The sequence below is a fragment of the Streptomyces sp. NPDC047841 genome (assembly GCF_040704085.1).
In the GTDB taxonomy this organism is placed as follows: Bacteria; Actinomycetota; Actinomycetes; order Streptomycetales; family Streptomycetaceae; genus Streptomyces; species Streptomyces argyrophylli.
The window spans coordinates 63,456-82,540 of record NZ_JBEYRP010000010.1; the positions used below are offsets into that span (position 1 = coordinate 63,456).

The following is a 19,085-nucleotide window of genomic DNA, read 5'->3' on the forward strand; positions in this document are numbered from 1 at the left end:
GTGCAGCCCACGTCCCGCTCGACCACGAGGAGCCGCCATGGCCTCCGAGACCCTCCTGGCACGCATCACCGACTACTCCAGCCGCCCCGACCCGTACCCGCTGTACGCGGAACTCCGCGAGGCCGGTCCCGTGGTCCCGCAGGCCGACGGCAGCTACCTGGTCGGCACCTACCACGAGATCGCCGCCCTGCTGCACGACCCGCGGATGAGCGTCGACCCCCGCACCCCCGGCGCGGAGGCGCGGCAACTGCCGTTCCTGCGGCTCGACGACCCCGAACACCACAGACTGCGCACCCTGGCCATGCGGCCCTTCGGCCCACCCCACAGCCCGCACCGCGTCGACGGCATGCGCGAGGAGATCGACCGGATCACCCAGGAACTGCTGGCCTCCTTGCGGGCGGGCGAGCAGATCGACCTCGTCGACGACTTCGCCTACCCGCTGCCCGTGACGGTCATCTGCCGTCTGCTCGGCGTGCCCCGGGAGGACGAGCCCCTGTTCCGGGCCTGGTCCGACGCCCTCGTCGCCGCCGCCGACGTCAGGCCCGGCACGGACACCACCGACACCGACAAGGCCGGTGAACAGGCGCAGACGGAGATGGGCGGCTACTTGGTGAACCTCGCCGAACAGCGCCGCGGCACACCCGGCGACGACATGCTCTCCGCCTTCGTCAACGAGCCCGACCCGGCGCTGCGGCTCAGCCGGGAGGAACTCGCGGAAACGGCGATCCTGCTGCTCATCGCCGGGCACGAGACCACGGTCAACCTCATCACCAACGGTGCGCTCACCCTGCTGCGCCGGCCCGACCAGCTCGACCTGCTGCGCCGTGAACCGAACCTGCTGCCCCGCGCGGTGGAGGAGCTGCTGCGTTTCGAGCCCCCGGTCCACATGCGCGAGCGCCTCCCGCGCGCCGACGTCGGCATCGCCGGCACCACCCTGCCGGAAGGCGCGTCCGTCGTCCTGGTGCTGGCCTCCGGCAACCGCGACCCCAAGCGGTTCGACGAGCCCGACCGGTTCGACCCCACCCGTCCGGACAACCAGCACTTCGGCTTCGGCAGCGGCATCCACCTCTGCTACGGCGGCCCCCTGGCCCGCATCGAGGCCTATTCCGCGCTCGGCGCCCTGCTCCCCCGCCTCGGCACCGCGCGGCTGGTCCAGGACCCGCCGCCCTACCGTCAGAACGCCATGCTCCGCGGCCCCCGCCACCTGCCCCTCCAGCTGTGAGGCGAGCGGCCTGACGCCCGCGGCACAGGTGGCGGGCACGTGTGCCGCTCGGCGTAACCTCTTGCTGTGCCGCCCTCCCGCCTTCGTCGCGTCGCCGTCCTCGTGCTCGGGGGCGCGAAGCCGCTCGACGTCGGCATTCCCGCGCAGGTCTTCACCACCCGCGCGAGCATGCCGTACGAGGTGCGGGTGTGCGGGGCGGCACCCGGTCTCGTGACCGGCGGCGACGGCCTCGCGTACCACGTCGCCCACGGCCTCGACGCGCTCGCGTGGGCCGACATCGTCTTCGTCCCCGGCTACCGGTCCCCGGACCGCGAGGACCCCCCGCGAGCCGTGATCGACGCGCTGATCGCCGCTCACGACCGGGGCGCGCGGCTCGCCGCCATCTCGACCGGCGCCTTCGCCCTCGCCGCCACGGGTCTGCTCGCGGGCAAGCGGGCCACGACGCACTGGCACTACACGCGGGCGCTCGCGGCCAGGCACCCGCTCGTCCGGGTCGACGAGAACGTGCTGTTCGTCGACGAGGGCAGCGTCCTCACCTCGGCGGGCGCCGCCTCCGGCATCGACCTGTGCCTGCACATCCTGCGCGGCGACCTCGGTGTGGCCGCGTCCAACCACGCGGCCCGGCGCCTGGTCGCGGCCCCCTACCGCAGCGGCGGCCAGGCGCAGTACGTGCCGCGCAGCGTCCCCGAGCCGCTCGGCGAGCGGTTCACCGCCACCCGCGAGTGGGCGCTGCACCGGCTCGGTGAGACCCTCACCCTCGACACCATGGCACGGCAGGCGGGGGTCTCGCCCCGCACGTTCTCCCGGCGCTTCGTCGAGGAGACCGGCTACACGCCGATGCAGTGGGTGATGCGCGCCCGCATCGACCTGGCCCGCGAACTGCTCGAACGCTCGCAACGCAGCGTCGAGCAGATCGCCGCCGACGTCGGGCTCGGCACCGGCGCAAACCTGCGGCTGCACTTCCAGCGCATCCTCGGCACCACTCCGAGCGAATACCGGCGCACCTTCACCCGGGGCGAGTGACCCACCGGGCACCGTGCCCGCCGGCGCGTCGTGGCGGGATCCTTGTGAACCGTGGCGATCCCGCCACTGTCGGCGGCAGGGCCCGCGGACGAGGCTGGTGGCGAAAGGAAGGGACACCACACATGACTCGCATCGCCATCAACGGATTCGGCCGCATCGGACGCAATGTGCTGCGCGCCCTGCTGGAGCGCGACAGCGCCCTGGAGATCGTCGCCGTCAACGACCTGACGGAGCCCGCCGCACTCGCCCGGCTGCTCGCCTTCGACAGCACGGCCGGCCGGCTCGGCCGCCCGGTGACCGTCGACGGCGACGCCCTCGTCGTCGACGGCCGGCGGATCACGGTGCTGGCCGAACGGGAACCGGCGCGGCTGCCCTGGGCCGAACTCGGTGTCGACATCGTCCTGGAGGCCACCGGCCGCTTCACCTCGGCCAAGGCCGCCGGCGCCCACCTCGACGCCGGTGCGAAGAAGGTATTGGTCGGCGCGCCGTCGGACGGCGCCGATGTCACGCTCGCGTTCGGGGTCAACACCGACGCCTACGACCCGGCCGTGCACACGATCGTCTCGAACGCCTCCTGCACCACCAACGCGCTCGCGCCGCTGGCCGCGGTCCTCGACGAACTCGCCGGTATCGAGCACGGGTTCATGACGACCGTGCACGCCTACACGCAGGAGCAGAACCTCCAGGACGGCCCGCACCGTGACGCCCGTCGGGCCCGGGCCGCCGGCATCAACATCGTGCCGACCACGACCGGCGCCGCCAAGGCGATCGGCCTGGTGCTGCCCAGCCTCGAAGGCAAGCTGTCGGGCGACTCGATCCGGGTACCGGTGCCGGTGGGCTCGATCGTCGAGCTGAACACGGCCGTCGCCCGCGACGTGACGCGCGACGAGGTGCTGGCCGCCTACCGCGCCGCGGCGGAGGGACCGCTCGCCGGCGTCCTCGAGTACTCGGACGACCCGCTCGTGTCGTCCGACATCACGGGCAACCCCGCGTCGTCGATCTTCGACTCGGCCCTCACCCGCGTCGACGGCCGCCACATCAAGGTGGTCGCGTGGTACGACAACGAGTGGGGTTTCTCGAACCGGGTGATCGACACCCTGGAGCTCCTCGCCACCCGCTGACGCGGTGAGGGCGGGACGTCGGCCGGCGGTGCCCCGGCTGGCCGGTGACGGGGCCGGTGCCGTTCCGCTGCCGGGGCTGTCGGTCCTCTGTCGGCGGCGTGTCGGCGAGACGTCGGCGGCGTCTGAGACCTTTCCCCCATCCTGCCGGGTGCCCATCCGGCAGACGTGCGGAAAGGCAAGGAACCACCATGACCACTGACGTCACGATCATCGGCGCCGGGCTTGCCGGACTGACCCTCGCCCGCGTCCTCCACGTCCACGGCATCCCGTCCACGGTCTACGAGGCGGAGGCCTCACCGATGGCCCGCGCGCAGGGCGGGATGCTCGACATCCACGACTACAACGGCCAAGTCGCCTTGCGGGCGGCCGGTCTGACCGACGAGTTCCGCGGCCTGGTCCTGGAGGGCCGCCAGGCGACGCGGATCCTCGACCCGGACGGGACCGTCCTGTTCGACGAGGCCGACGACGGTACGGGCGGCCGCCCCGAGGTGCAGCGCGGCGAGCTGCGCCAGATCCTGCTCGACTCGCTCCCGGCCGGCACCGTCCGGTGGGGGCACAAGGTCCGCGGCGTCCGTCCTTGCGGTGAGGGGCGCCACGAGGTCGCCTTCACCGACGGGACGGTGGCCGTCACCAGCCTGCTGGTCGGCGCGGACGGCGCCTGGTCACGCGTGCGGCCGCTGCTCTCCGATGCGGTGCCCGAGTACACCGGCAGGTCGTTCGTCGAGACCTACCTGTTCGACAGCGACACCCGGCACCCTGCCGCCGCGAAGGCGGTCGGCGGCGGGTCGATGTTCGCGCTCGCCCCGGGCAAGGGCATCCAGGCCCACCGCGAGAAGGGCGACACCCTGCACACGTATGTGGCGCTCACCGGGCCGCTGGACTGGTTCGCCGCCATCGACGTCACCGACGCCACCGCGGCCGCGGCGCGGATCGCCCGGGAGTTCGACGGATGGGCTCCGGAGCTCACCGCACTGATCACCGACAGTGACACTGCGCCGACCCTGCGCCCCCTGTACGCCCTGCCGATGGGGCACCGCTGGGACCGGGTGCGAGGCGTGACCCTGATCGGCGACGCAGCCCACTTGTCGGCTCCCAACGGTGAAGGCGCCAACCTGGCCCTGTACGACGGCGCGCAACTCGGCGAGGCCCTGGCCGCGCACCCCGGCGACACGGAAGCCGCCCTCGTCGAGTACGAGCGGGCCATGTTCCCGCGCGGCGCCGAGGCAGCCGCCGAAGGCGCCCGGCTCTATGAGCTCCTCTTCGGCGCCGACACGCCCCACGGTCTGTTCGCCCTGTTCACCGGAGGCGCGTTGACCTCGTGAGCCGTCGGCCGGCGCTCGGCGGTCCTGCTCACTCAGGGCGTGAGCATGCGGTCCTGCTCCACCGGGGGTGTGCCGTCGTACCAGTCCAGGGGTTCGCCGAAGCGGACGAGCTGGCCGTAGAGGGCGGGATCGACGTGGTCGGCGAGGACCAGGTCGAGCACGGCCTCGGCGGCCTCGGCCGGTGACTGGGCCTGGCTGTAGTCGCTGAACCAGGGGCGGGAGGTGGCCGTGTCGACCATGCCGGGACACACGGCGGCGATCAGTGTGCCGTCGGCGAGGTCGCTCTCGCGGCGTTCGGCGGCGACGGCGCGGACGGCGGCGACCTGAGCCACCTTCGAGGGGACGTTCAGCCAGACGGGCCAGCCGGCCTCCCGCGCGGTCCGCTGGTGGACGGCGCCGCGCCAGGACGCGACGGCGTCTTCGACCTGGTCGAGACTCGCGCCGTCGAAGAGGTGCTGCAGCCGGGGGTCGAGGTGGCCGAGGGTGCCGAGACCGCTGGCGACGACGAGCAGCCGTCCGCCCGGACGCAGGACGGGACCGAAGGAACGCAGGATCGCGTGGGTGGCGGTGTTGGAGACGGCGATGAACTCGTCGGCCCGGTCGGCCTGTGACTCCTCGGGCAGTACGCGGGTCACCGCGTTGGAGACGACGACGTCGACGCCTCCGTACCGGACCCGGAGCTCCTCGGCGAGGCGCGCGATGGCGTCGGTGTCGGTGACGTCCAGGACCCGGCCCTCGACCCGGGCGCGGGTGCCGGGCAGCCGGCCGGCCTCGCGTGCGGCGTCCGTCACGCGCCGGCGGCTGCGGCCGGTGAGCAGGACCAGGTCGTCCGCGTCCATGCGGGCCGCCAGTCCGTCGACGAGGGCGCGGCCGAGTCCTTGGTTGGCGCCCGTGACCAGGGCGATACGGGGTGCGTTCATGCCTGCCACGCTAGGAAGCGCACGACGGTGCGTCCAACGAGAGTCCGGCACGGCCGGTATGCGGGAACGTCATGGACGACGGGGGTCTCGCCGGCCGGCGGCTCGCGTGGTGGACGATGCCGCCGTCGGGGGCGGGTGGCGGCGGCAGCCACCCGCTCCCCCAGGTCCCCGGGAAGGGGGGCGGCGCGGAGGTCAGCGCGCGTCCGCGGGACCCACGGGGGTGTCCCCGCGCAGCGTGATGCGGTGCATGACCCGGTGACGGTCGCCGTAGTCGCGGTTGGCGTAGTGGGCCGTGCTGCGGTTGTCCCACAGGGCGACGTCACCGGGCTGCCAGCGATGGCGTACGACGTGTTCCGGCTTGGTGAGGTGGGCGTACAGGATGTCGAGGATGCCCCGGCTCTCGTGCTCCGAGACGCCCACGATGTGCGAGGTGAATCCGGGGTTCACGAAGAGGCCCTTGCGTCCGCTCTCGGGGTGGACGCGCACCACCGGATGCTCGACCGGTGTCAGGTCGGTGAACACCTGGCCCTCCCAGAGGTTGCCGCGGCCCTCGCGACGCTGGGCGAGGTAGTACCCGAACTCGCGGGTGCCGTCGTGGACCGCGGTGAGCGGGTCGATCAGCGCCCGCAGGCCCGGCGACAGCGACTCGTAGGCGAGTTGGCTGTCGGCCCAGTTCGTGTCGCCGCCGTTGGGCGGCAGCACCACGGCCCGCAGGACGGAGATCGCGGGCGGTCGCCGTACGAACGTCACGTCCGTGTGCCAGACGTCGGCGAACCCGTTGTCCTGGCTGTCGAGCGAGTAGACCTCGGGGGCCACGTCACCGGAGTCGTGGATCGGGTGCCCGACGGTGACCTCGCCCAGGCGTCTGCCGAACTCGATCTGCTGGGCGTCGTCGAGGCCGTGCTGGCCGCGCACGAAGAGCACCTTGTACCGCACGAGTGCTTGCCGGAGCGCGAGGACCTCGTCGTCTCCGAGGCGACCGAGGTCGATGCCGTGGATCTCGGCTCCGAAGTGCGGGCCGAGTTCGGTGACCGGCAGCCGTGCCGCTGCGGGCCGTTCGCTGAGGACGCTCATCTGTCGGTGTTTCCTCTCTGGATGCGGGCGATGCGGGGTCAGGCCGCGGCGGCGGCCTTGACGGCGTGGGAGACCTCCGCGCGCAGCTCGGCGAACTCGGCCGAATCGCGGAGCTCTTCGGCGTCGGCACCGCCACGCGGCAGGGGGATCGGGAGGTCGAGGGCCACGGTGCCCGGACCCTTCGTGAGCACCACGATGCGGGAGCCCAGGAACACCGCCTCGTCCGCCGAGTGCGTCACGAACACCGTGGTCCGCCCGGTCTCGGCGGTCACCTGGCGGACGTCCTCCTGGAGCCGTTCCCGGGTCAGCGCGTCCAGCGCCGCGAACGGCTCGTCGAGCAGGAGGAGCGGGTTCTCGGCGGCCAGGGCGCGGGCGATGGCGACCCGCTGCTGCTGGCCGCCGGAGATCTCCCAGGTGCGCCGCCTGTCCGTGCCCTCGAGACCCACGCGTGCCAGCAACTCCGCCCGCCGCTCGGGCCATTGGCCGCGGTCCACCCCCGCGTACCGCAGGGCCAGGTCGATGTTGCCCCGCACGGTACGCCACGGGAACAGCCGGGGCGTCTGGAACACGACACCGGCCGACTCGCCGGGCCGCGGCTCGGCGCCGGACACCCGCACCGAGCCGTGGGTGGGCCGCTCGAATCCGGCGATCAGCCGCAACAGTGTGCTCTTGCCGCAGCCGGAGGCGCCCACCAGGACCAGGAACTCGCCGGCGGGCACGGTCAGGTCGACCGGTCCGACCGCGGTGACGCTCTGCCCGCCCCGGCGGTACTGGTGGGTGACGTGTTCGAGGCGCACGGTCCCGGCACGCGGGGCGACGGCATCCTCGCCCTCGACTGCCTCGTGTACGGCTTCACTTGAGGACATCGGGCAGCCCCTTGAGGTAGAACGCCTTGCGGACGACGTCCTCGGACGGTGCGGCGTCGATCTGCTTCTGGCCGGCCAGGAACCGGCCCGTGTCGGTGACGTACGACAGCAGCCTGCCGGGGTTGCCGTCAGTGCCCAGCCAGTCGGCGGACGCCACCTGCTCCGGGGTGAGGAACACGCCTTGCGCGAGCTGGGCCCGGGCGTCCGTGGTGCTGATGCCGAGCTCGGCCGCGACGGCCTTGACGGAGCCGTCGGGGTCGGACTTGAGCAGGCGGAGCGCTTTCGCCTGTGCCGCGCGCCAGGCGTCGATCGCCCGCGGGTCCCCGGTGATCAGTTCGTCCGACACCACGGCGAGGTCCAGGGTCGGCTTGCCCCCCGCGCCGATCTCCTTGCTGCTGGTGAGCTGGGTGCCGGTCTTGCGCAGTTCGTCCAGGGTCGGCAGCCAGACGTAGGCGGCGTCGATGTCCCCCCGCTGCCAGGCGGCGAGGATCGCCTGCGGCTGGAGGTCGACGAGCTTGACGTCGGACGTCTTGAGACCTGCCTTCGTCAGCGCCGCCAGCAGGCTGTAGTGCGAGGTGGAGGCGAACGGCGTCGCGACGGTCCTGCCCTTGAGGCCGGCGACGTCGACGACGCCGGTGGCCTTGCGGGCCACGAGGGCCTCGTTCTCGCCCGCGACGTCGAGGACCCAGGCGACCTTGTACGGGATCGGCGAGGCGCCGGACACCCCGCGGGCGAACGGGCTGGAGCCCAGGGCGGCGATGTCGAGGGACTTGCCGATGAACGCCTGGTTGACGGAGGCACCCGAGTCGAACTTGATCCACGTGATCCTGTGGTCCGGCAGGGCCTTCTCGAGCAGCCGGTTGTTCTTCACGATCAGATCGCCGCTGGGGAAGGCGAAGTAGCCGATGCGCAACTGCCTGGATCCGCCCGAGGTCGACGCCTCACTGTCCGAGGAGCAGCCGGTCACGGCCGCGGACACGGCGGCCAGGGCACCGGCGAGCAGGAGCCGGCGGGACGGTCCCCGCGCCGGGGAGCCGACGGGAACTCCGGGCAGTGAGCGAGACATGGTGCAGCCGTTTCTGTGCGAGAGGAGGAGGGGAGGTGGGGAGGAGGGGGGTCGGCTCGGCTAGGAGCGTCCGCGCCAGGGCACCGCGGTGCGTTCCAGCCGCAGCAGCAGGCCGTCGATGACCAGTCCGGAGACTCCGATGGCGATGATGCCGACGAGCACCACGGGCGTGTTGTTGTAGTTGGCGGCGTCCTTGACCATGCCGCCGATGCCGGGCAGTCCGTTGACCAACTCGGCGGCGACGAGGGAGGAGTAGGCGACTCCCACGGCGAGCCGGACGCCGGTGAGTGTCTCCGGCAGGGCGGACGGCAGGACGACGTCCCTGACGACGTCCCACCGGGAGGCGCCGAGGGCACGCGCGGCCTCCAGCAGGCTCCGGGGTACGGCCGCGACGGCCGTGGTGGTGGACACCGCCACCGGCGGGAAGGCGGCCACGGCCAGCAGGGTGACCTTCGGCTCCTCGTTGATGCCCAGCCAGATGATGAGCAGGGAGAAGTACGCCAGCGGCGGCAGCGTCCGCAGGAAGGTGATCCAGGGTTCGAACAGCGAGCGCAGCCAGCCGACGGTGCCCATCGCGAGCCCGAAGAGGACCCCGAGGGCGATGCCGGCGCCCGAGCCGATGGCGATGCGCCGCAGGCTGATGCCCAGGTGCTCGATGAGATAGGTCCCGTTGTAGCCCCGTACGCCGTCGTGTGTCGTGGAGACGTCGACGAACGCGTCCCACACCTGCGCCGGCGGCGGAACCAGCGTCTCGCTCCACGTCCCGCTCGCCGCGAGCGACTGCCACAGCGCGAGGAACAGCAGGAGCGAACCGAACGGCAGGGCGGCACGGCGCACGCGCGCCCAAGCGCCCCGCGGGGGCCTGCGGACCGGCGGTCCGACGGCTATGGGGGTGGGACCGGTTTCTGGCGGACGGGATGTCGTGGGCATGGGGCAGCCTCCAAGGGCGCCACGCACGGGCGGCAGGGGTCAGCGGAGCTGACGGCCGCGGAGCGGGCACCGCCGGGTACACGGGGGAACGACTCCCGCCGGGTGAGACGACCGGACAGCGGGAGGGGAAAACGTCAGGAACGCCGAGTCAGCGACAACACGAAGCCGGGCGTCGGCACAGGTCGATGACCAGGCGTCGCACCAGGAACCCGTGAATCATGCGCCTATTTCTACAGCAGTACCCGGTCCCCGCAAAGGGTGTCCCACTTTCTGGACCAGGCGTCTCATTGATCGTTTCGGCCCTGCGTCGCCGTCGCGGTACGGGTGCGGCCGGGCCGTGCCGTCCTCGGTGACACCCTGCTCCGCTGTCCGTCCGGCCACGACCGCGCATCCGATGGCGCCGGCGTACCGGAATGACGGGTGAGGGTCCGGGGCGATGCGGCCCGGACAAGCGCGCGTGACCTGAGGGAAGAGGGGCATCGTGCGCTGCTGAGCCCCTGCACCAGGGTCTACGGGGCTCAGCCCTCCCCTCGTGGTCCGGTACGCCCGTGGGCCCGCCGGCGTCCGTACCCGTCCGTGAGGGGGCGGGAACGGTCTGTCCAGCGCGGCTCGCGAGGGCCAGGGCGCCGTACCGGACTCCCCGGCGACAGCCCGTTCCGTACCCTTGCGGCATGCGTATGCGCCCCACTCTCAGCTGGACCCCTACCGAGGACCTGCCGCCCGGCACCACGGATCCGGAGCCGGTCGCCGATGCGCTGAGTGCCGGCGGCGTGCTGGTGCTCAGTGGGGCGGGCATCTCCACGGAGTCGGGCATCCCCGACTACCGGGGCGAGGGCGGGAGCCTGAGCCGGCACACCCCGATGACCTACCAGGAGTTCACCGCGAGCGCCCAGGCCCGGCGCCGGTACTGGGCGCGCAGCCACCTCGGATGGCGCACCTTCGGCCGTGCCCGCCCCAATGCCGGGCACCTGGCCGTGGCCGCGTTCGGGCGGCACGGCCTGCTCACCGGGGTGATCACCCAGAACGTCGACAGCCTGCACCAGGCCGCCGGCAGCGAGGGCGTCGTGGAACTGCACGGGAGCCTGGACCGGGTCGTCTGCCTCGGGTGCGGCGCCTTCAGTCCGCGCCGCGAACTCGCCCAGCGGCTGGAAGCGGCCAATCCGGGCTTCGCGCCGGTGGCCGCGGGAATCAACCCGGACGGTGACGCGGACCTCACCGACGAGCAGGTCGAGGACTTCCGCGTCCTGCCCTGCCTGATATGCGGCGGCATCCTCAAACCGGACGTCGTGTTCTTCGGCGAGGCGGTTCCGTCGCAGCGCGTCGAGCACTGCCGCGAGCTGGTCCGTGAGGCGGCCTCACTGCTGGTCCTCGGTTCGTCGCTGACGGTGATGTCCGGACTGCGGTTCGTCCGCCAGGCGGCCGGGGCCGGGAAGCCGGTGCTCATCGTCAACCGCGACCAGACCCGGGGCGACCGGCACGCCCTGACCAGGGTCGCGCTCCCGCTGGGGGAGGCCCTCACCACGGTGGCCGGGCGGCTGGACATCCCCGTCGGCGCACAGACCTCGCCGCCGGCCTGAACCTCGCACCTGGGCCTGGTCCCGTCGGCGGTGCGGCGTGGGCCGCAGGCGGGACGGCCGGTCACGAAGCCCTTCGGCCGGTGCCGGTGGTGTCGCCGTCCGCGGGGACGCCCAGCAGGTCCAGGGCGCCCTGGACCGCACGGTCGCAGGGCTCGGCGGACTGTTCGGCACGCGCCGGCGCGTACGCGCCCTGGACGACGGCCGCCAGGGCGGTGGCGGCCCGCTCCGGCCGCAGGCGCGCGTCCAGTTCACCCGGCCCGCTGGGCCTCGGTCATGGCCGCGGTCAGGCAGTCGACGAGAACGGCGAAGGTCTCCCGGACCGGCGTACGCGGCGCGTCGTGGGCGACGATCCGCCGCTCGGCGGCCGGCACCCGTTCGGGTTTGCCCGTGACGTGGTGGTACACGCTGCCCTGACCGACTCCCAGCGACCAGCGACGCGCGCGGGGTGCCTGAGCCCGAGGGATGCCGTATTGCTTGAGCCGTCGGGCCGGTTCCGGCGGCACGGCACACCGAACGCAGGGAGAAGTCATGGCACACGCGAGCTCCGTCGAGATCGTGGAGGCGTTCTGGACACACGTGTGGAACGCACACGACCCGGAGAAGGCAGACGACTTCGTGGTCGAGGACTTCGTCATCACCACCGGCGGCGAGCGCATCGAGGGCCGGGACGACTTCAAGAACTGGATCAGGGGCTTCCTCGACCAGGTGGGCGACCTCCGGCTGGAGGTGATCGAAACCTTCCAGAACCAGGACGGGAGCCGGGTCGCTTCGCGCTGGCGCGTTCACGGCCGGAACAACGGCGTCCTGGGCACCGAGGCCGACGGGCGACCGGTCTCCTTCACCGGGACCGCCATCTGGGCGGTCCGCGAGGACGGCAAGCTCCTGCACAACTGGGTGGAACGGTCTGGCTGGGAGCTGTACCAGCGCCTCACCGCGTCACCCGCCGCAACGGACTGACGGGCGCGCGCGGCGGACCGCACCGTGCGGGGCGGCCTGGCCGACGTTCACCGTGATGGGGACGGGGCGGCGGGTGACGCGTACGGATGATCTCCGTGTCGGTGACCTGCGCAAGCGATCACGAGCGAGGGCACGTGCGCCTGACCGGGTGACACGTTCGGCGACTCGCCGGGTTGCGGAACTGACGGACTGTCGGTTGCCTCGTGAGCGGAACACAGGAGATGTGCCGCGCAGCAGGCCGGTCACGGTTCCTTTGGAGGAAGCGCATGCGCTACAGACACATGGGTGCGGGTATCGGCCTGGCTCTCGGTGCCCTCGGGCTGCAGATCCCGGCCGCTGCCGCCGCTGACGACCCGGACCTGCGTATCGACCCGTGGAACGCACCACCGGGTTCGACGGTCACGGTCAGTACGAGTGCCTGCGACGCCGACGCGGACTACGGCAAGGGCCGGTCGGAGGTGGCCGGGGATTTCCACCTGTTCGCAGGTGAGGAGGAGGGGGTGCTCACGGGCGAGTTCCGGATCCCGGAGGGAGCCCGGCCGGGCGACGACACGGTCACCGTGAAGTGTCCGCCTCTGACCAAGGTCACGGAGACGTACCGGGTCACCGGACGCACTCCGAACGGCTCGGTCAACGCCGGTTTCGGACCGGCCGACGACACGGGTGTGGGGCTCGCCCTGGGGGGAGGGCTGCTCGTCACGGCCGCCGCCGGGGGCGCGGTCTGGTTGTGCCGCCGCCCGCACCACGACCGCGTCTGACCGCCGAACCCGGTCGCCACCTGATCGTCCCGCTCCGCCGGCCGCCCCGTGTGGCCCCCTACCACCCGCTGCGACGCACCGCCGTGCAGCAGAGACGCAACGCGATGGCACTCAGACACCCCATCAGCCCGTCCCGAGCTCCGTTCGTCCTCGCGGTGCTCCTTCTGATCTGCACGATGACGGCCGGTGTGGTGCTGCTGATCAGCGCCGTGCACGACAGGGACTCACCCCCGCGGCCATCGGCGGCGCAGCCCTCCTCGACTTCCGCGCATCCCACCGGCCCCACCGTCCACCCGTTGCCCCCCGCCGATCCGGTCCGGCTCCGCATCGCCGAGATCGGGGTGGACGCCCCGATGACACGGGTGGGCCTCGACGCGGCAGGGGCACCGCGGACTCCCCCGGCCGACCAACCCGCCCTCGCCGGCTGGTACGGCGACGGCACTCCTCCCGGCTCGGCGGGCACCGCCGTCGCCACGGGGCATGTGGACACACCCGCCGGCGACCCCGGTGTCTTCTACGACCTCGGCGCCCTGACCCGGGGAGCCACCGTCGAGATCCGCCGGGCCGACCGGCGGACGGCGGTGTTCACCGTCAGCGCCGTCGAGCTCTACGACAGGGAGGAGTTCCCCAGCAAGAAGGTCTACGGCGGTTCGGGCCGCCCCGAGCTCCGGTTGATCACCTGCGGCGGCGGTTACACCAAGCGCACGGGCTACCTGGGCAACGTCGTGGTCTACGCGACGCTGACCGCGGTGACGTAGCCGCCCGAACGGACGGGTCACCCCGTGACGTGGAACTCGTTCCCGCCGATGTCGAGGAACTCGCCGGGTTCCCCGTCGCGTTGGGTGACCTCCAGCCGCAGCCTGTTCCGCGTCTCCTTCGGCGCCGCGGGCGGCCCCATCACCAGCGAGACCGTACTGGTCGGACTCCGGCGCAGCCGGACACCCCCGTCATGGGACTCGACCGCGTGCCAGTCGGCCCGGGACTGCCAGAAGGCCCGCTGCGCGCAACGCTCCTCCTCCGCCACGTCGAGGCAGATCGCGACGAGCCCGGAGCCGGCGAGCACACCGGGGTGACCGGGACGCAGCACACAGAACTCGTTGCCCTCCGGATCGGCCAGCACGTCCCACGGGACGTCCCCCTGGCCGATGTCGATCCGCGTCGCACCGAGGGTGAGCAGGCGCGCCACCTCGGCCTCCCAGTCCGGTCCCGCGGCCAAGTCGAGGTGGAGCCGGTTCTTGAGCGCCGTCTTCGGTGTCGTGGCCGGGACGAACCGCAGGTGCAGGCCGCCCGTCCGGCCCCGTGTCGCGTCGGACCAGAAGCGCTCCATGCGCGCCACGTCCAGCGCGTCGATCACGATCCCGGTCAGCATCCCACTCCCCCAAGCCCTCGACTCGGCATGCGCCTTCGTGAGGCCGGCCGCAGTAAGGTCGCGTCATGCCCGAGACATCGGTGGCGCACTTCTACGACGAACTGGCCGACGACTACCACCTGATCTACCCGGACTGGGATGCGAGCATCCGCCGGCAGGGGGCGGCTCTGGACGCCCTGATCGGCCAGGACCGCGCGGCGGTGCTCGACTGCTCCTGCGGCATCGGCACGCAGGCCATCGGCCTTGCGCTGCACGGGCACGGCGTCACCGGGACCGACATCAGCCCCCGCTCAGCCGCCCGCGCGTCCCGTGAGGCCGCCCACCGGGGCCTGAGCGTGCGCACGGCCGCCGCCGACATGCGCCGTCTCCCCTTTCTTGACGGCCGGTTCGACACCGTCGTCTGCGCCGACAACGCGCTGCCTCACCTGCTGACCGAGCAGGATGTGCGCGCCGCCCTGACCGAGATGCGCCGCGTGTTGCGTCCGGCTGGTCTGCTGATGGTCAGCACGCGCCCCTACGAAGCCCTGCTGCGCGACCGCCCCTCTTCGACGCCTCCGCAGGTGCACCGGGCCGCCGGCGGAGAACGGTCCGTCACCTTCCAGCTCTGGCGCTGGCACGACGACGGCCAGCACTACGACATGGAGCACTTCCAGCTCCTCCCGGAAGGCGGGGAATGGCGCGTCAAGGTGCGCCGGACCACCTACTGGGCGCTCGGCCAGGACCGGCTGGCCGACTTGGCGGCCGACGCCGGGTTCGTCGAGCCCGGGTGGCGGATGCCGGAGGAGACGGGCTTCTTCCAGCCGCTGCTCGTGGCCCGTGCCGGCACAGAGGGTGCGGGCGAGGCGGTGGGACGCGGTCGACGGTCCCGGTGACCGTGCCGTGACCCGTCCCCTTAGGACCGCATACCGAACCACTGCTCAGCGCCGTACTCCTCGAACCGCTCGACCTCCGTGAACCCCAGCTTCACCGCGAGGCGCAGCGAGCGGGCGTTGGCGGTCTGGGTGCGGAGCACCACCGGCTCGCCGGGGAACGCGGCGGCGAACCAGTCGAGTACCGCTGCGCACGCCTCCGCCGCATAGCCGCGTCCCCACGCCTGCGGCAGGAACATGTAGCCGAGCGCGGCCTTCCCGGCACCGGGGCGGGCGTGACCCGGACGTGCCGCGTCGAGCCTGTCGAGCGTCACCATCCCGATCATCGCTCCGTCGCGATCCACCACGAAGGAGCCGGGTCGCCGCCCGGGCACCTCGGGCACCATACGCCCGAGCCCCTCACCCGGTCGGGGCCACCGATATAGGTGCCGACCTCGGGCGAGGCGAACAGCTCGATGAACGCCGTGCGGTCCCGTGCCTCGGACTCGCGGAGCACGAGCCGTTCGGTCCTGATCGGGGCAGGCGGCCAGGCGACGGGTCCGAGTCCGGTCATGACGGGCAACCTATCGCAAGGCCCCCTACGGCTCGGACCGGCCACCGTCTTCAGGCCGCTGGACCGGCTGGGCATCAGGACGGGGCGAGCACGCAGAACTCGTGGCCCTCCGGGTCGGTCAGGCACGTCCACGGCACATCCCCCTGGCCGACGTCGAGGTCGGTGGCGCCGAGGGCGCGCAGCCGGGCCACCTCCGCCGCCTCGTCGTCCCCGGGGTACGGCAGCAGGTCGAGATGGACGCGGTCCGGCGCGCTCTTCACACCGGGCGTGCGCAGGAACTCGAGGTACGGGCCGACACCCTTGGCGGAGCGCAGCACCGCACGTTCGCCGGTCACTTCGTGCAGGGTCCAGTCCATCGCCTCACCCCAGAACCGGGCCATGGCCCGCGGATCCGCGCAGTCGACCGCCATCCGGGCGATCGGCCCGGTGTCCCGGTAGGCCTCCCGAGGTTCCAGCACGCAGAACTCGTTGCCCTCCGGGTCGGCGAGGACCGTCCACGGCACGTCGCCCTGGCCCACGTCGGCGGGCGTCGCGCCGAGAGACTTCAGGCGCGCGACCAACTCGGCCTGATGGGACGTGGAGGTGGTGGCGAGATCCAGGTGCAGGCGGTTCTTCGCCGCTGTCCTGGGTTCCGGGACGGGAACGACGTCGACGCCCACGGCGACCGGGTCGGGCCAGACCAGTCCGCCGGCGGGGCCGACGTAGGTGGTCACGCCGGGGCTGTACGCGCTCCAGCCGAGCGCCTCCGCCCAGAACCGGCCGACCGCCGGGGCGTCGACGGCCTTGAGGATCACGTGAGCGGGTCGCAAAGCCATGCCGGCGATCCTATGCGCCCGCTCTGCCAGGCGTCCGCACCGTCACGGTGGCAGGACCGACTCGCTCCGCCCCGACGCTCAACCGTCGTCCGGGCCCGCGGTGCGGACGGGCGACGTGATGAGCAGCGCCACCGTGACCGGTCGCCCGCCTGCCCGCAGCGGTCCGAGGTGCCCGGCCGTGGTGCCGAGGGTGGTCGCGACGACGAGTGGTCCGGCGGCTGCGGCAAGGTCGAGTGCGGCCGTCGCGTAGGGCGCCTTGCAGGAACACGAGAGCCGGCAGGGCGGCCCGCTCGTCGGCCGGCGGGGCCGGGGCCGGCCAGCCGATGAGCAGCAGCGGCCCGCCGGCCGCGAGGACGAGGCCGGGGCGCTGGCCGGACAGCCGCCCGGCAGCGGTGACGCCGACGGCCGATGGCTGCGGGCAGGCAGCGAGCGGCGACGGCCCAGAACGACGCCCGCCAGCCGAGCGGCGTGCCGAGGACCGCTCCCCCCGGCACCCCGGCGATCGTGGCCGCAGTGGCGCCCGCCGGCAGCACGGCCGGCGCCCGTCCCTGCCTGCCCGGCATCACGAGCGTGCCCGCCGTCGTCAGGGCTGCGGCGCGGAATCCGGCGTTCGCGGGTGCGGCGACCATCCCGACGGTGGCGCCGAGGTCCGGGCGAGCCCTCCGACGGCGGTACCGGTGGCGACGCCCTGCACCGTCCGTGTGATCACCGGGGACAGGGCATCGCCGGGCCGCCGCCGGCGGGAGCGTGGCGAGCGGCACGGGACGGCGTCCCCGCGGTCACCATCACGACGGTGGTGACCGTCGGCACGCCGAAGGCGGCGCGTCGGCTCAGACGGCGAGGGGTCACCGCGGCCAGGGAGCATTGTTGACGCGTTCGACCATGGACGTGCGGCGGAATCCGGGGACGAAGTGTTCCAGGACGTCCGAGTTGACGGTGCCGTACGTGGTGTCCGGACGGTCTTTGAGGCCGTCGACGAATGCCTGCAGGAATTCCTCCTTGAAATTCCCGCGCGGATGAGCGGCGACGATCTCGTCCAGTTGGTCGCCTTCCAGTCCGTCCAACCCCCAGCCGATCGCGTCGGTGAGCACGCCGTAGTTGGTGGCGGCGATCTCGGGGCCCAGGCGGCCGGGGATCTCCGGCGTCGTGTGCAGGGCGATCGCCATCCAGACCACCTCGGCGGCGCTCTCGGAGAACCCGCGGTCGAGCAGGAACTTCCGCGCGTGGTCGGCGCCGTCCACCTCGAAACGCTGTTGTGTGTCGGAGAACGGGATCAGCAGGCCCGTGTCGTGGAACATCGCGGAGATGTAGAGCAATTCGGGATCGGGCCGGAGGTCCAGCTTCCGCGCGTGGAGGGAACCGAGGAGAAACACCCGCCGCGAGTGGTGGAAGATCAGGGGATTCGTCCGCTCCCGGAGGAATTCCGTGGCCTCCGCGACAGCCGATGTCTCCGGTATTTCCACGCCTGCGATGATGTCGGTCATGATGTCCGTGCTTTCCGGTGCGATGTGCTACGAGTGGACCGTGCGTCCGTTCTCCACGGTGCCGACCACGCGGCCTGCGGCGCCGCCTCGGTCCGGCCATGAACCACTCGAATCCAGTCACCTCAGGATGGCTCTGTGAGCTCCGACACGCATCGCGTAGCGATCCTCGTCTACGACGGGGTCAAACTGCTGGACGTCGTCGGCCCCGCCGAGGTCTTCGGGGAGGCGAACCTCCTCGGTGCCGACTACAGCGTCGGCCTGGTGTCGACGACGGGCGCCGATGTCGCCTCCTCGATGGGCATGCGGATCGCCGTCGACGGCGGTGCCGCGGCGGAGGCGGACCCGGGCACCTTCCTGGTGCCGGGCGCGGACATCTACCCGAGGACTCCGGTCACGCGCGATCTGGTCGAAGCCGCCAGGGATCTGGCGGGCCGGTCCGGCCGGGTCGCCTCCGTGTGCTCCGGTGCCTTCGTCCTCGGCGCGACGGGTCTCCTGGACGGCAAGCGGGCGACCACCCACTGGAAGATCGTGGGCGAACTCGCCGCCCGGCACCCCAGGACCCGCGTCGAACCCGACGCCATCTACGTCCGCGACGGCACGACGTACACGTCGGCGGGGGTCACCGCCGGCATCGACCTGGCGCTCGCCCTCGTCGAGGAGGACCACGGTCCCGACGTCAGCCGGGAGGTGGCCCGCTCCCTGGTGGTCTACCTGCAACGGGCGGGCGGCCAGTCCCAGTTCTCCGCTCCCCTGCAAGGACCGCCGCCCCGGTCGCCCGCCCTGCGCAGGATCGTCGGCCTGGTCACGGCGGACCCCGCCGGCAACCACTCCCTCACCGAACTCGCCGGACACCTCAACCTCAGCACGCGTCACCTCACCCGGCTGTTCCGGGAGGAACTGGGCACCACGCCGGCCCGGTACGTGGAGTCGATCCGGTTCGACATCGCGAAGTCGCTGCTCGACCAGGGGTACACCGCGACGCAGGCGGCGTCCTTGGCCGGCTTCCCGAGTTACGAGAGTCTCCGGCGCGTCTTCGCACGGGAGTTGGCCATCTCCCCCGCCGCCTACCAGCGCCGGTTCGCCACCGCCCGCCGCGCCCAGACCTAGGGCCTGTCTGACAATTCGCGCCTGCCGCGCGACGCCATGCACGCACTCTCGC

Annotated in this window: 19 protein-coding genes and 2 pseudogenes; 10 read left to right on the forward strand and 11 right to left on the reverse strand. The window is 72.5% G+C overall.

Going from position 1 to position 19,085, the window contains the following annotated elements:
* Positions 1 to 37 precede the first annotated feature (37 nt).
* The 4 genes from AB0947_RS17825 to AB0947_RS17840 all read left to right on the forward strand — a co-directional run bounded on the left by AB0947_RS17825 (position 38) and on the right by AB0947_RS17840 (position 4,688).
* Positions 38 to 1,222 (forward strand): cytochrome P450, encoded by a 1,185-nt coding sequence (locus tag AB0947_RS17825; RefSeq protein ID WP_366751268.1) that lies wholly within the window; start codon positions 38 to 40, stop codon positions 1,220 to 1,222.
* Positions 1,223 to 1,288: 66 nt separating this feature from the next.
* A complete protein-coding gene (locus AB0947_RS17830) occupies positions 1,289 to 2,245 on the forward strand; it encodes a helix-turn-helix domain-containing protein (protein WP_366751269.1) in 957 nt (318 codons plus the stop codon).
* A 122-nt stretch (positions 2,246 to 2,367) separates the two neighbouring features.
* Entirely contained in the window at positions 2,368 to 3,366 is a 999-nt protein-coding gene (gene gap, locus AB0947_RS17835) for a type I glyceraldehyde-3-phosphate dehydrogenase (RefSeq protein WP_366751270.1), read from the forward strand.
* A gap of 188 nt (positions 3,367 to 3,554) precedes the next feature.
* On the forward strand, positions 3,555 to 4,688 hold the full coding sequence (locus AB0947_RS17840) for an NAD(P)/FAD-dependent oxidoreductase (RefSeq protein WP_366751271.1): 1,134 nt from the start codon (positions 3,555 to 3,557) through the stop codon (positions 4,686 to 4,688).
* 32 nt (positions 4,689 to 4,720) lie between these two features.
* Here the strand turns inward: AB0947_RS17840 and AB0947_RS17845 are convergent, their stop codons facing one another.
* From AB0947_RS17845 to AB0947_RS17865, 5 genes are all read right to left on the reverse strand, one after another.
* Entirely contained in the window at positions 4,721 to 5,608 is an 888-nt protein-coding gene (locus AB0947_RS17845; protein ID WP_366751272.1) for an SDR family NAD(P)-dependent oxidoreductase, read from the reverse strand.
* 192 nt (positions 5,609 to 5,800) lie between these two features.
* Positions 5,801 to 6,682: a TauD/TfdA family dioxygenase gene (locus tag AB0947_RS17850; RefSeq protein ID WP_366751273.1), complete on the reverse strand. Its 882-nt coding sequence runs from the start codon at positions 6,680 to 6,682 to the stop codon at positions 5,801 to 5,803.
* 38 nt (positions 6,683 to 6,720) lie between these two features.
* Positions 6,721 to 7,548 (reverse strand): ABC transporter ATP-binding protein, encoded by an 828-nt coding sequence (locus AB0947_RS17855; protein ID WP_366751274.1) that lies wholly within the window; start codon positions 7,546 to 7,548, stop codon positions 6,721 to 6,723.
* A complete protein-coding gene (locus AB0947_RS17860) occupies positions 7,535 to 8,551 on the reverse strand; it encodes an ABC transporter substrate-binding protein (protein ID WP_366751492.1) in 1,017 nt (338 codons plus the stop codon). Before AB0947_RS17860 ends, AB0947_RS17855 begins: the two co-directional genes overlap by 14 nt.
* A gap of 123 nt (positions 8,552 to 8,674) precedes the next feature.
* Positions 8,675 to 9,451 carry an ABC transporter permease gene (locus tag AB0947_RS17865; RefSeq protein ID WP_366751275.1) on the reverse strand — a complete coding sequence of 259 codons (777 nt, stop codon included), beginning with the start codon at positions 9,449 to 9,451 and terminating at the stop codon, positions 8,675 to 8,677.
* A 764-nt stretch (positions 9,452 to 10,215) separates the two neighbouring features.
* Here AB0947_RS17865 and AB0947_RS17870 point away from each other — a divergent pair.
* A complete protein-coding gene (locus AB0947_RS17870) occupies positions 10,216 to 11,121 on the forward strand; it encodes an NAD-dependent protein deacetylase (protein WP_366751276.1) in 906 nt (301 codons plus the stop codon).
* A 248-nt stretch (positions 11,122 to 11,369) separates the two neighbouring features.
* On the opposite strand, the gene AB0947_RS17875 is transcribed toward AB0947_RS17870, so the two are convergent.
* Positions 11,370 to 11,525 (reverse strand): hypothetical protein, encoded by a 156-nt coding sequence (locus AB0947_RS17875; protein ID WP_366751277.1) that lies wholly within the window; start codon positions 11,523 to 11,525, stop codon positions 11,370 to 11,372.
* Positions 11,526 to 11,649: 124 nt separating this feature from the next.
* Between AB0947_RS17875 and AB0947_RS17880 the strand changes: the two genes are divergently transcribed.
* The 3 genes from AB0947_RS17880 to AB0947_RS17890 all read left to right on the forward strand — a co-directional run bounded on the left by AB0947_RS17880 (position 11,650) and on the right by AB0947_RS17890 (position 13,594).
* Positions 11,650 to 12,078, forward strand: a complete 429-nt coding sequence (locus tag AB0947_RS17880; RefSeq protein WP_366751278.1) for a nuclear transport factor 2 family protein — start codon at positions 11,650 to 11,652, stop codon at positions 12,076 to 12,078.
* 266 nt (positions 12,079 to 12,344) lie between these two features.
* A complete protein-coding gene (locus AB0947_RS17885; RefSeq protein ID WP_366751279.1) occupies positions 12,345 to 12,836 on the forward strand; it encodes a sortase in 492 nt (163 codons plus the stop codon).
* Between the two features lie 176 nt (positions 12,837 to 13,012).
* Positions 13,013 to 13,594 carry a class F sortase gene (locus AB0947_RS17890; protein WP_366751493.1) on the forward strand — a complete coding sequence of 194 codons (582 nt, stop codon included), beginning with the start codon at positions 13,013 to 13,015 and terminating at the stop codon, positions 13,592 to 13,594.
* A 17-nt stretch (positions 13,595 to 13,611) separates the two neighbouring features.
* On the opposite strand, the gene AB0947_RS17895 is transcribed toward AB0947_RS17890, so the two are convergent.
* Positions 13,612 to 14,205: a VOC family protein gene (locus AB0947_RS17895; RefSeq protein ID WP_366751280.1), complete on the reverse strand. Its 594-nt coding sequence runs from the start codon at positions 14,203 to 14,205 to the stop codon at positions 13,612 to 13,614.
* A 65-nt stretch (positions 14,206 to 14,270) separates the two neighbouring features.
* Between AB0947_RS17895 and AB0947_RS17900 the strand changes: the two genes are divergently transcribed.
* On the forward strand, positions 14,271 to 15,077 hold the full coding sequence (locus tag AB0947_RS17900) for a class I SAM-dependent methyltransferase (protein ID WP_366751281.1): 807 nt from the start codon (positions 14,271 to 14,273) through the stop codon (positions 15,075 to 15,077).
* Between the two features lie 20 nt (positions 15,078 to 15,097).
* Here the strand turns inward: AB0947_RS17900 and AB0947_RS17905 are convergent.
* The 4 genes and pseudogenes from AB0947_RS17905 to AB0947_RS17920 form a co-directional block, all read right to left on the reverse strand.
* A pseudogene (locus AB0947_RS17905) lies at positions 15,098 to 15,627 on the reverse strand (GNAT family N-acetyltransferase).
* Between the two features lie 74 nt (positions 15,628 to 15,701).
* Entirely contained in the window at positions 15,702 to 16,442 is a 741-nt protein-coding gene (locus AB0947_RS17910) for a VOC family protein (RefSeq protein WP_366751282.1), read from the reverse strand.
* A 78-nt stretch (positions 16,443 to 16,520) separates the two neighbouring features.
* Positions 16,521 to 17,071: pseudogene (locus AB0947_RS17915) on the reverse strand (chloramphenicol efflux MFS transporter); the annotation flags it as partial.
* Between the two features lie 216 nt (positions 17,072 to 17,287).
* A complete protein-coding gene (locus AB0947_RS17920; protein ID WP_366751283.1) occupies positions 17,288 to 17,926 on the reverse strand; it encodes an HD domain-containing protein in 639 nt (212 codons plus the stop codon).
* 135 nt (positions 17,927 to 18,061) lie between these two features.
* Between AB0947_RS17920 and AB0947_RS17925 the strand changes: the two genes are divergently transcribed.
* The gene (locus tag AB0947_RS17925) at positions 18,062 to 19,033 is read left to right on the forward strand and encodes a DJ-1/PfpI family protein (RefSeq protein ID WP_366751284.1); all 972 of its coding nucleotides are present in this window, start codon (positions 18,062 to 18,064) and stop codon (positions 19,031 to 19,033) included.
* The last annotated feature ends 52 nt before the right edge of the window (positions 19,034 to 19,085 follow it).

Coding starts and splice junctions, on each gene's coding strand:
- AB0947_RS17825 (WP_366751268.1), top strand. CDS start 38: ATGGCCTCCGAGACCCTCCTGGCACGCATCACCGACTACTCCAGCCGC.
- gap (WP_366751270.1), top strand. CDS start 2,368: ATGACTCGCATCGCCATCAACGGATTCGGCCGCATCGGACGCAATGTG.
- AB0947_RS17840 (WP_366751271.1), top strand. CDS start 3,555: ATGACCACTGACGTCACGATCATCGGCGCCGGGCTTGCCGGACTGACC.
- AB0947_RS17845 (WP_366751272.1), bottom strand. CDS start 5,608: ATGAACGCACCCCGTATCGCCCTGGTCACGGGCGCCAACCAAGGACTC.
- AB0947_RS17850 (WP_366751273.1), bottom strand. CDS start 6,682: ATGAGCGTCCTCAGCGAACGGCCCGCAGCGGCACGGCTGCCGGTCACC.
- AB0947_RS17855 (WP_366751274.1), bottom strand. CDS start 7,548: ATGTCCTCAAGTGAAGCCGTACACGAGGCAGTCGAGGGCGAGGATGCC.
- AB0947_RS17870 (WP_366751276.1), top strand. CDS start 10,216: ATGCGTATGCGCCCCACTCTCAGCTGGACCCCTACCGAGGACCTGCCG.
- AB0947_RS17880 (WP_366751278.1), top strand. CDS start 11,650: ATGGCACACGCGAGCTCCGTCGAGATCGTGGAGGCGTTCTGGACACAC.
- AB0947_RS17885 (WP_366751279.1), top strand. CDS start 12,345: ATGCGCTACAGACACATGGGTGCGGGTATCGGCCTGGCTCTCGGTGCC.
- AB0947_RS17890 (WP_366751493.1), top strand. CDS start 13,013: ATGACGGCCGGTGTGGTGCTGCTGATCAGCGCCGTGCACGACAGGGAC.
- AB0947_RS17895 (WP_366751280.1), bottom strand. CDS start 14,205: ATGCTGACCGGGATCGTGATCGACGCGCTGGACGTGGCGCGCATGGAG.
- AB0947_RS17900 (WP_366751281.1), top strand. CDS start 14,271: ATGCCCGAGACATCGGTGGCGCACTTCTACGACGAACTGGCCGACGAC.
- AB0947_RS17910 (WP_366751282.1), bottom strand. CDS start 16,442: ATGGCTTTGCGACCCGCTCACGTGATCCTCAAGGCCGTCGACGCCCCG.
- AB0947_RS17920 (WP_366751283.1), bottom strand. CDS start 17,926: ATGACCGACATCATCGCAGGCGTGGAAATACCGGAGACATCGGCTGTC.